The sequence below is a fragment of the Phytobacter diazotrophicus genome (genome assembly GCF_052061655.1).
GTDB classification, from domain to species: Bacteria; Pseudomonadota; Gammaproteobacteria; order Enterobacterales; family Enterobacteriaceae; genus Phytobacter; species Phytobacter diazotrophicus.
This window is the reverse complement of sequence record NZ_CM125428.1, coordinates 2,020,090-2,033,820: the sequence shown is the minus strand read 5'-3', so window position 1 is coordinate 2,033,820 and position 13,731 is coordinate 2,020,090. Positions and strand designations below refer to the sequence as shown.

Genomic DNA, 13,731 nt, shown 5'->3' with positions numbered 1-13,731 from the left:
TGTTTAGCGCAGCTTTTCGACCACATCCATAAAGCGTTTTACCCGATCCCCGTCCACCTGATTCCAGGTGTGCCCGTCGACCTTAAAGTGTGTGCCGATGACCACACCGCTGGCAATGCTCAGAATGTCGGTGACGTTATCGATGTTAGTGCCGGTGTTGGCAAAAACCGGAACGCCCTCTACCGCTTCGCAGACTTTGCGCAGATTAGAATGTTCAGCCGGTTCACCGGTGATCGGCCCGGACACCAGAATGGCATCTGCCAGTGACGAGAAAATGGCGCTGCGCGCGCGCAGTTCGATGGGGCGCGCATCCAGAGAATGGGCGAATTCGGCGTTGATGTTAAAGAGCAATTTCATATCTTCACGGCCCAGGTTGCGGCGCAGGCGAGACGCGCTGGCACAATCCGGCTCCCAGATCCCCATATCAGAGGCAAACACGCCGGTGAAAATTTCACGCACGAAGCTCGCCCCGGTGGCAGCACCAATGGCGACACTGGCGTTAGGATCCCACAGGTAGTTCACGCCGAACGGCACTTTCAGCACCGATTTCGCCGCCTGTACCACAGCCGACATGGCCGAGACGCCTTCCAGCGACGCTTTAAACACATAAGGACGGTCATTTTCGTTGCCGAACATAATCGCATCCACGCCACCTGCCTGTAGTTTCTCTACATCACTGAGTACATCGTCGATGAGCTTATTGAGTCCACCTTTAGCGTCGTACAGCGGCGCGCCAGGCAGCGCGCCAATATGGGCCATTGCGATAACCGCTTTTTTCTTATTACCCAAAAATTCAAAGATCATAACTTTCTCCGGTGTTGGCTGATATGTCATGGTAAAAAGCGATCACGCGTCTTTCGGCAACGCAGGCGCGATGATCACATCAATATTTGCCGCCTCCAGCATCGCCGACAGCGCGGGCGGCGGTGCCTGTTCGGTGATCAGGATGTCGAATTGCCTCAGCGTGGCGAGGTGCACCAGCGACATTCGTTGAAACTTGCTGGCGTCACACAGCACCACTTTCAGGCTGGAACGGTTGAGATAAAGACGTTTAAGTTCCGCATCCTCAAAGGCGTAGTCATAAATTCCATCGGCGGTCAGACCAGAGACGCCAATAAAGGTGATGTCGAACCACAGGCTGGAAAATTGCTGTAGCGCCGCAGAGCCGCCGGTCGACATTTCATCCGGGCGCATCCGCCCGCCCGCGAGGTAGATTTCTGCCTTCGCGGGGGCAATGTCATGCGCCACGCGAAGGCTGTTCGTGAAAATTTTCAAATGTGAACACTGGCTGAGGTAACGTGCGGCAAGATACGTCGTGCTGCCGACATCCAGAGCCAGCGTGCGAAATTTCTTGCCGAGCTCTGCCGCCGCCGCCGCGATGCGCAACTTAGCCTCATGGTTTTGCAACAGCCGGGACTCAAAGCTCGGTTCCACCTTGTCAATCGCCACTGCGCTTGCGCTCTGCGGTAAAACCGCCCCGCCATGCGTACGGCAGACACTGCCCTTCTGCTCCATCTCCATCAGATCACGACGGATAGTCATTTCGGAAACGGCGAACTTCGCGGCCAGATCCGGCACAGACACCGCACCTTGCTGAACCAGCAGTTGCATGACTTCACTTTGACGCGACGCAGCCGAACGGCGTAAACGCGCACCGGATCCGGGAGCGTCAGGCTGAAAAGGCAGAGCGTCGTTGTGCATCATCGGCTGACTCCGAACATTGAAATTAACAAAAACAAACATACAAAACAAAATTTGTGATCGCAATTGTTTTTATCATAAGAAATATGTTTTGTTGTGTTCGTTATATTGGTGTAAAAAATAATCATCAACACAGGGGAAAAGAACATGCACACATCACATTTGACGTCCGGACACTATCCGGACCTGCAAGGTAAAGTGGCGATTGTTACCGGCGGCGCTACGGGTATTGGTTATGCCATCGCCCGCAATCTGATTCGCCAGGGCATGCGGGTCGCTATTGGAGACATCAACGAAGAAGCCGCCTGGGCAGCCGCCACCGAACTCGGCGCGAACACGGTGGCGTTTCATCTGGATGTTCGTTTACGTGCGTCCGTTGAAGAAGGCTTTGGCTGGGTAGACAAAACGCTGGGGGACTATGATCTGCTGATCGCCAACGCGGGCGTATCAACGATGCAAAAAGCCCTGGCGATAACAGATGATGAGTGGGATTTTAATTTTGACGTCAACACCAGGGGTATTTTTCTTACTAATCAGATTGCCGCACGCAAATTTGTGGCGCGTAAATCCGGTACTATCGTGAACACAGCGTCGCTTGCCGCCAAAGTTGGCGCGCCGCTGCTGGCCCACTACTCCGCCAGCAAGTTTGCTGTACTCGGCTGGACTCAGGCGCTGGCACGGGAACTGGCCGCTGACGGGATCCGCGTGAATGCCGTCTGTCCGGGTTTCGTTAAAACCGGCATGCAGAGCCGCGAAGTACAGTGGGAAGCACAGTTACGTGGCATGACGCCTGAACAGGTCATTGATGATTACATTCGCCAGACGCCGCTTGGCCGCCTGGAAACGCCCGAAGATGTCGCCGAAGTGGTGGCCTTTTTGAGTTCCGACGCCGCCCGTTTTATGACAGGTCAGGGCGTGAACGTGACCGGCGGGGTGTATACGGGCTGATAACACGCCGTTGTGAACAAAGCTGCTTCATTTCGAACAAAACCGAACATGGATGTCACCAGTCCCAGGACGGGCAACACGTAACAGAGGTAACCCAATATGGCCTCCATTGAATTACGGAACGTGTCGAAATCCTACAACGGCAATCAGCACAGCGTCCGTAATGTGAATTTACACATCCGGGATGGTGAATTTGTTATCTTCCTTGGCCCTTCCGGCTGCGGAAAGTCCACCACACTCCGCATGATTGCCGGACTTGAAAGCATTACCGATGGCACATTGTTAATCGACGGGCGCGACGTGAGTCATGTGGCGCCGCGCGATCGCAATATCGCCGTGGTATTCCAGAGCTATGCGCTCTACCCGCACATGACCGTCGCCGAAAACATGGCCTTCGGCCTGAAAATGCGTGGCGTGCCGGGCAACGTCATCAACAGTAAAGTGGCCGAGAGCGCTGCAATGCTGGGGCTGGATAAATTATTACACCGTAAACCGGCCGCGCTTTCCGGCGGGCAGCGCCAGCGCGTCGCCCTGGGCCGCGCTATCGTGCGTGAACCGCAGGCCTTTTTGTTAGATGAACCCCTATCAAACCTTGATGCTCAGTTGCGCGGCGAGATGCGTAGTGAGCTGATCAAGCTTCATCGTCGGCTGGGCAAAACCATGGTCTACGTCACCCATGACCAGGTAGAGGCCATGACGATGGCGGATCGCATTTGCATCATGCGTGATGGCCATTTGATCCAGTGCGGGACGCCGCTGGAAGTCTATAACTACCCGGTAAATACGTTTGTTGCCCGTTTTCTCTCCTCTCCGTCCATCAACCTTCTTCCCTGTCTTGTGCAACGGACGGGCATGGATGTCAGCCTGCAACTGTCCGACGGCCCACAGCTTCCGGTGCCGGGCTGGATGGCCGCCGACTATCAAAGCCTGGCGGGAAAACAGATGACCCTCGGCGTGCGACCGGAAGATTTTCACGCCCACCCACGCAGACCAGACTGGATCCCGCTGGAAATTGCCGTCAGCGGGGTGGAAGCGCTGGGCGCGGAAAACATTGTCAGCGGCACGCTCGGTAAAGTGCCGGTGGTGATCCGCCTTGATCACCATACGCACCCGAAGGTGGGCCAGACGCTCAGCATCTGGCTGGATCCCAACTCACTGCATCTGTTTCATCCTGGCAGCGGAGATGTGGTTGAGCGCCGTAAAACACCGGACAACACTGACACCCCAGGCGCGTGAGGAGCGAACATGCTACGAAAAATTGGATTGCATACCGGGCTGGTGCTGGCCTGTCTTTCAATTTTACTGCCGGTGCTGTGGATTGTGAGAACCAGCCTGGTGCCGGAATCGATGGCCTACAGCAGCGATATTTTCCCGCAGTTTTCCGGGGAAAATTTCCGCTCGCTGATTGAGAACAACGGTTTTTTACGTCATTACGCCAATAGCCTGATTGTCGCCACCGGGTCGGTTGTCCTCGCCCTGCCGTTTGCCGCCGCCACCGGGTATGCCTTTGCCCGCTTTAAAACGGGCGGTAAAGCGGCGCGCTTTATTATGCTGGCGACTCAGATGCTGCCAGCGGTAGCGCTGGTGTTACCTGCCTTTGCCATGCTGCGAACCGTTGGGCTGACCAACTCGCTCTTCGGGCTGACGCTGGTCTATGCCGCGTTAAACCTGCCGTTTCTAACCTGGATCCTGATGGGCTTTTTCGAAGGGATCCCGGTGGATCTGGAGTGGGCCGCGATGACCGACGGTGCCACCGCCTGGGGCGCGTTCTGGCATGTGGTGCTGCCCGTCTCACTGCCGGGTCTTGCTGCCTCCGCCGTGCTGGGCTTCATCCTGTCGTGGAATGAGTTTCTTTTTGCCCTGGTGCTTAGCGGGCCAGAGACCGCCACGGTCCCGGTGTCGCTTGCCGCGCTACAGACCTCGAACGGTGTACAGATTGGCAAGGTTTCGGCAGGCATTGTGCTGGCCGTGCTGCCACTGATGGTCGCCTCACATTTTATTCAGCGTTACATCGTCAAAGGACTCACCTTCGGCGGTGTTAAGTAAAGTCATGCCATCCAGACAGAAAATTGTCGCCGTTAACACTCCGGCACCTTCTCCAGGAGTTAATTATGTTGAATCGTAAGAAAGTCACATTGTTATCGGGTCTGATAGTCCTTAGCCTTTCGGCGTCCGTTCGGGCGGAAGATGTTGTGCTGCGTGCGTTGATGGAAGATGTTCCGGAAACGAAAATCATTGAAAAAATGCTGCCTGATTTTGAGAAGCAGTACCACATCAAAGTGCAGTTCGAAAAAATCGGTTACGGCGATATGCATGACAAGCTGGTATCGCAACTGATTCAGTCGCAGAGCTATTACAACCTGCTGGAAGTGGATTTTTTGTGGGCGGGGGAATTCAGTAAAGCCGGCTGGCTGACTGATCTCACGCCGGATGTAAAAAAATCGAACTTTGATATGTCGGCCTTTATTCCGGCCACCGTGTCGCTCATTAATGTGACGCCCAATAAAACCACGCTGATCCCGATGTACAACTATTCCATGGGGCTGATTTACCGCACGGATGTGTTGCAGGATGAGAAAATAAAGAGCGCCTATCAGGCCGAGTTTAAAAAACCGCTTGAGCAGCCAAAAACCCTGGAAGAGTACGTTACGCTTGCCAAATTTATCAATAAAAACAGTGATATGGCCGGGGCGGCTATGCAGGGGCAGCGCGGCGACCCGAACAGCATGGAGTTCTCTAATTACCTGTTCTCCAGCGGCGGCGCTTACGTAGACGACAAAGGCAAATCCGCACTGAACAGCCCGGCGGGGAACAAAGCGATGACGCTGTATGCGGATGCTATCAAGAATGCCGCGCAAACCGGTGCGCTTTCCGCCACCCTCGACGATACCGTGCGTCTGATGTGCAGCGGTAAAGCGTTCAGTATGTTGACCTACTGGTGGATGCTGCCGCAACTGGACAACGCTACCGCCTGCCCTGCCGTGGCCGGTAAACTCGCGCTGACAACCGTTCCTGGTGGTCACGGGGAGAGCGGCGGCTGGGGTTGGGGCATTCCGAAAAACGTCTCAGATAAAGAGAAACAGGCCGCCTGGACCTTTATTCAGTGGGTGCAGAGTAAAGAGGTCACTACCGCACGCGCATTGCAGGGGCACGCGCCTGTTCGTTCCGATGTCTATGAAAACGCCGAGGTACTGAAAAAGTATCCTTACTATAAAGACGCTCTGAATATTGTGGCGTCCGGTAAGTCCTTCCCGGTCTTCTCCTATTCCGCTCAGTATGAAGATGTTCTGGGGACGCAGCTCTCCCTGCTGGCGAGTGGCGAAAATACCGTCGATAAGTCGCTGAAAAATGCATCCGACCAACTGGATAAGTTGCTGGTGAAATAAGACAAAGGGGGCCGGCAGATGGCTTTAGCTGAGGAATTTAGCGTGAAACCGAAGTACCGTTTAACAATAGACAGATTCCGGGTAACAGGCTGGGCATTCGCCCTGCCTGGTTTACTGGCTCTGGCGATTGTGCTCGGCTTCCCTGTTATCTATTCCGTTGTACTGGCTTTTTCTTCGTATACGCTGATGCATACGGAGATCTTCCCTTTTGCAGGGCTGGATAATTTTATCAGCGTGCTGAGCAGCGATACCTTCTGGCACTCTGCCTGGCTGACTATCCGTTACTCATTATTGACGGTAACCGGTGAGTTTATTGTCGGGCTGGGTATCGCCCTGATGCTAAACCGGGTGGTGAAAACCCGCCCGGTCTATTTCGCGTTACTGACCATTCCGATGGCGATGTCGCCGGTGAGCGTGGCGCTGATCTGGCGTATGTTGCTGCAACCGAACCTCGGGATTATCAACCATATGCTGCAAAGCGTTGGCCTGCCGGGCGTCGACTGGCTGGGTAACCCTACGCTGGCGTTCTGGAGCATGGTGTTTATTGATGTCTGGCAGCAGATGTCATTTGTGGTGCTGATCCTCGCTGCGGGGCTGGCGTCGCTGCCTAAAGACCCGTACGAGGCCGCCGAAATTGACGGTGCAAATAGCTTGCAGCAGTTCTGGTATATCACCCTGCCGATGCTGCGCCCGGTTTCGGCAATTGCGATTGTGATTCAGTTAATTAACGAACTTCGTACCTACGACCTGCCCTATATCCTGACCCGTGGCGGGCCGGGGAATGCCACCGAAGTGCTGAGCTTCTTTGCCTATCGCCGGGCGTTTCTGGGGCTGTCGCTCAATGAAGGGGCCGCCGCCGCGCTGATTTTGCTGTTAATTGTGCTGGCGATGACCATCGTCTATTTCGTGCTGCTGGAAAGGCGCAGATAAACGCGAAGTGGAGGAAGCAGAAAAGCAAAAACCCGCTTAAGTTGCCTTAAGCGGGTTTTCAAATTTGGCTCCTCTGACTGGACTCGAACCAGTGACATACGGATTAACAGTCCGCCGTTCTACCGACTGAACTACAGAGGAATCGTGTGAACGAGGCGCATATTAACGAGGCCTCTTGCCCTTGTCAAAGGCTGTTTTCACAAAAATGTCCGTTTGCCGATTTATTCTCCACTCTGCGGGAAAATGAAGCGGTTACGTGTGATCTCGCGGTACTTTTGGGTATTTCCACAGCCAACGGCCACTCACCATTCGCCAGTAGAAGAGCGCTCCTCGCACCGCCCAGTCGAGCACCATCCCGAGCCACACGCCGACGACGCCCATACCGAGCATAATCCCGAGCGTATAGCCCGCCACCACGCGACAACCCCACATACCGAGCATCGACACCCACATGGCGAAACGGGCATCGCGCGCCCCTTTCTGCCCCGCAGGCAGTACCCAGGAAGCGGCCCAGATCGGCATAAATGCGGCGTTCAGCCAGAGAAGCGTCTTGACCACCTCTTTTACATCTTCTTCATGGGTATAGAACGACGCCAGCAGCCCGGCGAACGGCGCCGTGCCCCACGCGATAAGCGTCAGTATTATTGTCGACAGCCAGAACACGTGGCGTAGCTGTCGTTCGGCCTGGCTGCGTTGCCCCTTGCCCAGTCGCTTACCGGTAATGATGGTCGACGCCGAGCCCAGGGCGTTACCGGGCAGGTTAATCAGCGCGGCGACGGAGAAGGCAATAAAGTTACCGGCGATAACGTTGGTCCCCATCCCGGCGACAAACATTTGTGTCAGCAATTTCCCGCCGTTAAACAGCACCGACTCAATACTCGCTGGAATACCAATCCCCATCACTTCCCAGATAATGGCGAAGTTCAGCGGCTTGAAATAGCTTTTCAGCGGGATGCGCAGCGCCGGGTTAAAGCCAATCATCAGCACCCAGATAATGGCAATCGCGCCGATATAACGGGCAATAGTGAGCCCCAGCCCGGCACCGGCAAAACCCAGCCCCGGCCAGGAGAACGCGCCGTAAATCAGGATGCTACTGATAATGATGTTGAGGATGTTCATCCCGCCGTTTATCAACAGCGGAATCTTGGTGTTCCCGGCCCCACGCAGCGCGCCGCTACCGATGAGCGCAATAGCCGCCGCCGGATAACTCAGCACGGTGAGTTCCAGATAGGTCAGCGCCAGCGCTTTGACCTCCGGCGTGGCCGCCCCGGCGATAAAGTCGATGATTTGCGTGCCGAAGTAGTGAATAACCGCCGCCAGAATAATGGAGAACAGGGTCATGATCACCAGCGACTGCCGCGCTGCCGCCCTCGCCCGCTTTTTATCGAGCTTGCCGAGGCTGAATGCCACGACAACGGTGGTTCCGAGGTCAATCGCGGCGAAAAACGACATGATGACCATGTTAAAGCTGTCGGCCAGCCCCACTCCCGCCATGGCTTCTTTACCGAGCCAACTGACAAGGAAGGTACTGAGCACACCCATTAACAGGACGCAGGTGTTTTCAAGGAAGATCGGGATGGCGAGCGGCGTGATTTCGCGCCAGAACAGGACCTTGTAGCTCTTGCGTTTGGCGTACCATGGCGTGCGCATGATAGCCTGGCGTATCGGGGCGACGACGTTCAAAATTGACCTTAGTGAGAAAGATGAAACTTCATTTCAAATGATGGGGTAGAATTCGTGATCCTGCAAAGCATTTCCAAAAAATTGTTGTTAATTACAGCAAACTGCCGTGATTTGCGGCAGTTGCACAAAACCGCCTGAAATCAGGTTTGACAAAAGTTTTTTCGCCGCTAAGATACGACTCCACACCGATTCCTCTGTAGTTCAGTCGGTAGAACGGCGGACTGTTAATCCGTATGTCACTGGTTCGAGTCCAGTCAGAGGAGCCAAATTCCTGTTTTCAGGCGTTCTTATAAGTTCCTATTCAATTAGGTTTCAATAAGCGTTATATAAGAAATAAACTAACAGAAACGACAGAACGCACTGAACACATTCTAAAATCCAGCAATGAAATACGAATTGCCGTTGAAAAACTGGCATTAGCGATAAGCATAACCCACAAACGAACCATCAACATTGCTGAAGTACCTTCTTCCGATCCAGATTCATTAGATCCAACCAGAATACTGACGGACTGATCTTAAAAAGAAATTAACTCGTTACTCAGGCTGGCTATTTTTGATCCGGCAACATATGCGCGCGTACGCTTTCATCATCGTTCAGTACAGGAGTATCTGACTGCCTGTCGGTTGCAGTACCTGACCAGCAAAGGAATGTCGGTCAATGAGCGATTCAGTCTTTTATTCTCAGAACGCTATAATATACCGGTAGTACTTCCTTCCATGCGCTCAATTGCTGCCTGGCTGTCGCTTCATGATAGTGAAATACGAAAAGAGCTAATGAAAAGAGAACCAGAAACATTGCTCCCTAGTGGTGATCCCGGTTCTCTACCCATCGAAATTCGTACTGAACTCTTAAAACATTTTATTGAACTTTACAGCGAGGGAACATCGAGAGGAATAAATATCCCTTTATCTCAGGTTGCAAAACTGTCTCATCCTGAACTTAAACCTGCCATTGAACATTTTTGGAGTAAGGGTTACAGGAATGATGATGTCAGAGAATTATTGCTTGAAATTATCTGGACCAGAAAAATTCAGGGATGTAGTACGCTTCTAAAAGAAGCCATATACGATCAGCTTATTCCAGTGGAAGTTCGACTGATTGCCCTGAAGGCAGTTGATGCCACCGGAGATATCGCTCTTCTGAATAGTATTATTGACGATATCATTCATCAGCCTTCGTTATGGCCTGACAAGTTTATTTCCTATTTTTCCGAGGAGTTTCCCCCGTTTTATTTCAATACATGATTTATCTATTTTAGTTCAAAGGACACCAGAACCTAAAAGTGCTAAAAGTGGTTTTAAATGGGTATTACATAATGTAGCCGAAGAGATCCCCCCATTATCTGACTCATCTATAGCATCCCGTAATATGCTAATTCGACTAACCGTTGACAATATCATGCCTGACAATAAAAGGTATTATCAAAAAAGTCGTTTTGGCTATTTATGCCGTGCTCTGGTGAAGATTTGCGCAAAACAAATTATGAACAACGTTCAGCCAACTGATAAAGATATGATCCTTTCATGTCTGGTTAGTTGTTTATTTATGAAAGGAGACGCTTATCTTTGCCAAAATAACATAACAACAATTCGTTCAACACTAAATAGTGTGTCACACCCTACGTGAGTATATCTTTAAAACAAAATACGGTTTAATAAAAAATTCAGTAGAGAGGATATTGATACAGGAAATATTTCAGCAAATACATTACTTTCATCGTTCACCGAAGAAGATTTTACATGGATGCTTCGCTTACTTCATCAGAAGAGCGAAGAAGCATCTAAAATGGCATTGCTGATATTTATATTGCGCTTCGTTTTATCAGGAAAGATTATTGCTAAATATAGAGAGCAACTGATTCCTGCTTAGTCTTCTGTCTGTCATTGAGTGATGGTTCACCCCAGAAGCAGTTTCCTCTTCGCAAATTATAAAAGAGCATTCATGGGAAAAAAGAGACAAGGAGCGTATCAGGGAAAATGAACAAAAAAATGCGAAGATAAATTTAGTATTTCAAAGATAAAGTTATCAGCGCCATTCACTAGACTAGCCTCCTGATTATAAAAAAATCCATTATATTACATAAAGATAATGTGAGATATCATACTAATAACATATTGCTACTCATGCAATGAATATACAAATTATATCTGTTGGTTTTGAATACAAAAACCATGAAAAGAACTATTCCCTCTTACTATTTCGGCACATTGTTCACCCTGCCTTTCTTCAAAATTTCTTACATACACTACTCTCACATCCCATCACGCCAAATTATTACTCACACGAGAGATATGCACAAAAACTATTAAAGCCAGCCTCCCTGCTGAAATTAATGGCAATGTAGAATAACACTCCTACCTTAGAGTAAATACATAGATTAGATCTTTATCACAATCCCTATAAGGAAAATGGCTTCTAATTAATAACAGTACTTTTACTATATGAAACCCTTATGCAGCATTCTCTGGCATCAGGCGATATTAACAAATACAGATATGGATAATATTGCCTCTACCTGAGTGAATAGTCTGAGGGGAAATGGATAATTTACTTCAGGGAGCCTGTCGCAATGAATTCTGTGCCCACACTGAATTTCGACCACTCGCACCACAAGCTAAAAATTCGCGGCCTGAGCAGCGCAACGGACGTGCTGTCCTTTGAAGGCAGCGAACAACTGAGTGCACCGTTTCGCTACGACATTCAATTTACCAGCAGTGATAAGGCGCTAGCGCCGGAGTCGGTGCTGATGCAGGACGGGTTATTCAGCCTGACGGCGCCGCCGGTGCAGGGAATGCCGGTACAGAAGCCGCTGCGCACCCTGTACGGGGTGATCACCGGCTTTAAGGTGCTTTCGTCGTCACGCGATGAGGCCCGGTATGAAGTGCGGCTGGAACCGCGTCTGGCGCTGCTGTCCCGCAGCCGACAGAACGCGATTTACCAGAACCAGACGGTGCCGCAGATTGTGGAGAAGATACTGCGTGAGCGGCACGGGATGCGCGGTCAGGACTTCGTGTTCACCCTCAAAAGCGAATACCCGTCACGCGAACAGGTAATGCAGTACGGTGAAGACGACCTGACGTTTATCTCGCGCCTGCTGTCGGAGGTAGGCATCTGGTTCCGCTTCAGCACCGATGCGCGGCTGAAGATTGAAGTGGTGGAGCTTTACGACGACCAGAGCGGGTATGAGCGCGGCCTGACGCTGCCGTTACGTAACCCGTCCGGAATGAGCGACAGCGGAACGGAAGCGGTGTGGGGGCTGAACACGGCATACAGCGTGGTGGAGAAAAGCGTCACCACGCGGGACTACAACTACCGCGACGCGACGGCAGAGATGACCACCGGCCAGCTTGACGTCACGGGCGGGGACAGTGCCACCTACGGGGAAGCCTACCATTACGCTGACAACTTCCTGAAAACGGGTGATAAAGAGACGCCGGAAAGTGGCGCATTTTACGCACGAATCCGCCACGAGCGCTACCTGAACGGGCGGGCCATTCTGAAAGGAAAGAGCACCAGCTCACTGCTGATGCCGGGTCTGGAGATAAAGGTTCAGGGAGACGATGCGCCGGAGGTGTTCCGCAAGGGCATGCTGATAACCGGCATCACGTCGAGCGCGGCGCGCGACCGCAGTTATGCACTGACATTCACCGGCATCCCCTACTCCGAACGCTACGGCTACCGCCCGCCGCTCATCCAGAGACCGATGATGGCCGGAACTATCCCGGCACGGGTGACCAGTACGACGGCTAACGATATTTATGCCCACATTGATAAAGACGGTCGTTACCGGGTGAATCTGGATTTTGACCGCGACACGTGGAAGCCCGGTTACGAGAGCCTGTGGGTGCGGCAATCACGCCCGTATGCCGGAGACACCTACGGTCTTCACCTGCCGCTGCTGGCGGGAACGGAGGTCAGCATCGCCTTTGAGGAGGGCAACCCGGACCGACCATATATTGCAGGCGTGAAACACGACTCGGCGCACACCGACCATGTGACCATCCAGAACTACAAGCGCAACGTCCTGCGTACCCCGGCGAACAATAAAATCCGGCTGGATGACGAGCGCGGGAAGGAGCATATCAAGGTCAGCACGGAGTACGGCGGGAAGAGCCAGCTGAACCTCGGCCATCTGGTGGATGCCGGAAAGCAGCAGCGTGGTGAGGGTTTTGAGCTGCGTACCGATATGTGGGGTGCGGTGCGGGCGAAGAGAGGGATTTTTATCAGCGCTGATGCGCAGGATAAGGCTCAGGGGCTGGTGCGGGAGATGGCTCCGGCAATGGCGATACTGGATGCTGCACAGTCGCAGATGACGTCACTCTCCACGGATGCTGAAACAGCAAAAGCTGCTCCCGCAGACTTACAAACACAGGTCACATTACTGCAACAAGAGGTAAAAGATTTAAAGCAGGCCGTAATATTGTTAAGTGCCCCAAAGGGCGTGGCAATGACCAGCGGGGAAAATCTACAACTGGCGGCCTCGAAAAACCTGATCGCGAACGCAGGAAACCACGCCGATATCGGTGTCGTGAAAAATATGTTTGTCGGTGTGGGTCAGGCGCTGAGCGTGTTTGTGCGCACAGCGGGTATTAGATTATTCGCCAATAAGGGCGCGATATCGGTGCAGGCGCAAAACGATCTGATGGAACTGCTGGCTAAAAAGTCGATAGAGATCACCAGTACGGAAGACGAGATAAAGATCACTGCGAAGAAGAAAATTATTATTAATGGTGGAGGAAGTTATATCCGACTAGAAGGAGGGGGAATAGAAGTAGGGACGCCCGGTGATTACAACGTTAAAGCTACCTACTATGGACGTAAGCCGGGGGAAAGAATGCAACCAGAGCTAATGTCACTGCCAGTCATAACATCGGAAGATGATGACTCTTCATTTGATGAGCAGTTTTTACTTCAGGATAATGAGGGGAATCCAATCGCGTTTCAGAAATACAAAATTTCAACAAGTGATGGGCAAGTTTATAGAGGAATGACAGATAAAGATGGTAAAACTCTGCGAATCAAAACGCCTTCTGCTGAAGAGCTTGTTTTTGAATATGATATAGACGACATGGAGTAGTAT

Annotated in this window: 11 protein-coding genes and 2 tRNA genes; 8 read left to right on the top strand and 5 right to left on the bottom strand. The window is 52.0% G+C overall.

Annotated features, from left to right (window positions below; genetic code table 11):
• Nucleotides 1–3: 3 nt before the first annotated feature.
• Complete coding sequence (locus tag ACS0RQ_RS09880; protein WP_108701022.1) at nt 4–804, bottom strand: BtpA/SgcQ family protein; 801 nt, start codon at nt 802–804, stop codon at nt 4–6.
• A 42-nt stretch (nt 805–846) separates the two neighbouring features.
• Nucleotides 847–1,704 (bottom strand): DeoR/GlpR family DNA-binding transcription regulator, encoded by an 858-nt coding sequence (locus ACS0RQ_RS09875; RefSeq protein ID WP_271850595.1) that lies wholly within the window; start codon nt 1,702–1,704, stop codon nt 847–849.
• A gap of 144 nt (nt 1,705–1,848) precedes the next feature.
• On the opposite strand from ACS0RQ_RS09875, the gene ACS0RQ_RS09870 reads away from it, so the two are divergent.
• The 5 genes from ACS0RQ_RS09870 (at nt 1,849) to ACS0RQ_RS09850 (ending at nt 6,965) form a co-directional block, all read left to right on the top strand.
• Nucleotides 1,849–2,649, top strand: coding sequence for an SDR family NAD(P)-dependent oxidoreductase (locus tag ACS0RQ_RS09870; protein WP_052249323.1), 801 nt, complete (start codon nt 1,849–1,851; stop codon nt 2,647–2,649).
• Between the two features lie 99 nt (nt 2,650–2,748).
• A complete protein-coding gene (locus ACS0RQ_RS09865) occupies nt 2,749–3,885 on the top strand; it encodes an ABC transporter ATP-binding protein (RefSeq protein WP_271850596.1) in 1,137 nt (378 codons plus the stop codon).
• A gap of 9 nt (nt 3,886–3,894) precedes the next feature.
• On the top strand, nt 3,895–4,695 hold the full coding sequence (locus ACS0RQ_RS09860) for a carbohydrate ABC transporter permease (RefSeq protein WP_169039138.1): 801 nt from the start codon (nt 3,895–3,897) through the stop codon (nt 4,693–4,695).
• Between the two features lie 65 nt (nt 4,696–4,760).
• Nucleotides 4,761–6,035: an extracellular solute-binding protein gene (locus ACS0RQ_RS09855; RefSeq protein WP_271850597.1), complete on the top strand. Its 1,275-nt coding sequence runs from the start codon at nt 4,761–4,763 to the stop codon at nt 6,033–6,035.
• Between the two features lie 18 nt (nt 6,036–6,053).
• Nucleotides 6,054–6,965, top strand: a complete 912-nt coding sequence (locus tag ACS0RQ_RS09850; RefSeq protein ID WP_271850598.1) for a carbohydrate ABC transporter permease — start codon at nt 6,054–6,056, stop codon at nt 6,963–6,965.
• A 65-nt stretch (nt 6,966–7,030) separates the two neighbouring features.
• Here ACS0RQ_RS09850 and ACS0RQ_RS09845 read toward each other — a convergent pair.
• The 3 genes from ACS0RQ_RS09845 to ACS0RQ_RS09835 all read right to left on the bottom strand — a co-directional run bounded on the left by ACS0RQ_RS09845 (nt 7,031) and on the right by ACS0RQ_RS09835 (nt 8,832).
• Nucleotides 7,031–7,106: transfer RNA gene (locus tag ACS0RQ_RS09845), tRNA-Asn, on the bottom strand.
• A 111-nt stretch (nt 7,107–7,217) separates the two neighbouring features.
• A complete protein-coding gene (locus tag ACS0RQ_RS09840; RefSeq protein ID WP_107224097.1) occupies nt 7,218–8,651 on the bottom strand; it encodes an EmmdR/YeeO family multidrug/toxin efflux MATE transporter in 1,434 nt (477 codons plus the stop codon).
• An 88-nt stretch (nt 8,652–8,739) separates the two neighbouring features.
• On the bottom strand, nt 8,740–8,832 hold the full coding sequence (locus ACS0RQ_RS09835) for a DUF5951 family protein (protein WP_222556193.1): 93 nt from the start codon (nt 8,830–8,832) through the stop codon (nt 8,740–8,742).
• A gap of 6 nt (nt 8,833–8,838) precedes the next feature.
• Here ACS0RQ_RS09835 and ACS0RQ_RS09830 point away from each other — a divergent pair.
• The 3 genes from ACS0RQ_RS09830 (at nt 8,839) to ACS0RQ_RS09820 (ending at nt 13,728) form a co-directional block, all read left to right on the top strand.
• Nucleotides 8,839–8,914, top strand: a tRNA-Asn gene (locus ACS0RQ_RS09830).
• Nucleotides 8,915–9,298: 384 nt separating this feature from the next.
• Nucleotides 9,299–9,895, top strand: a complete 597-nt coding sequence (locus tag ACS0RQ_RS09825) for a hypothetical protein (protein ID WP_271850599.1) — start codon at nt 9,299–9,301, stop codon at nt 9,893–9,895.
• Between the two features lie 1,325 nt (nt 9,896–11,220).
• Nucleotides 11,221–13,728: a type VI secretion system Vgr family protein gene (locus tag ACS0RQ_RS09820; protein ID WP_334633521.1), complete on the top strand. Its 2,508-nt coding sequence runs from the start codon at nt 11,221–11,223 to the stop codon at nt 13,726–13,728.
• Nucleotides 13,729–13,731 lie beyond the last annotated feature (3 nt).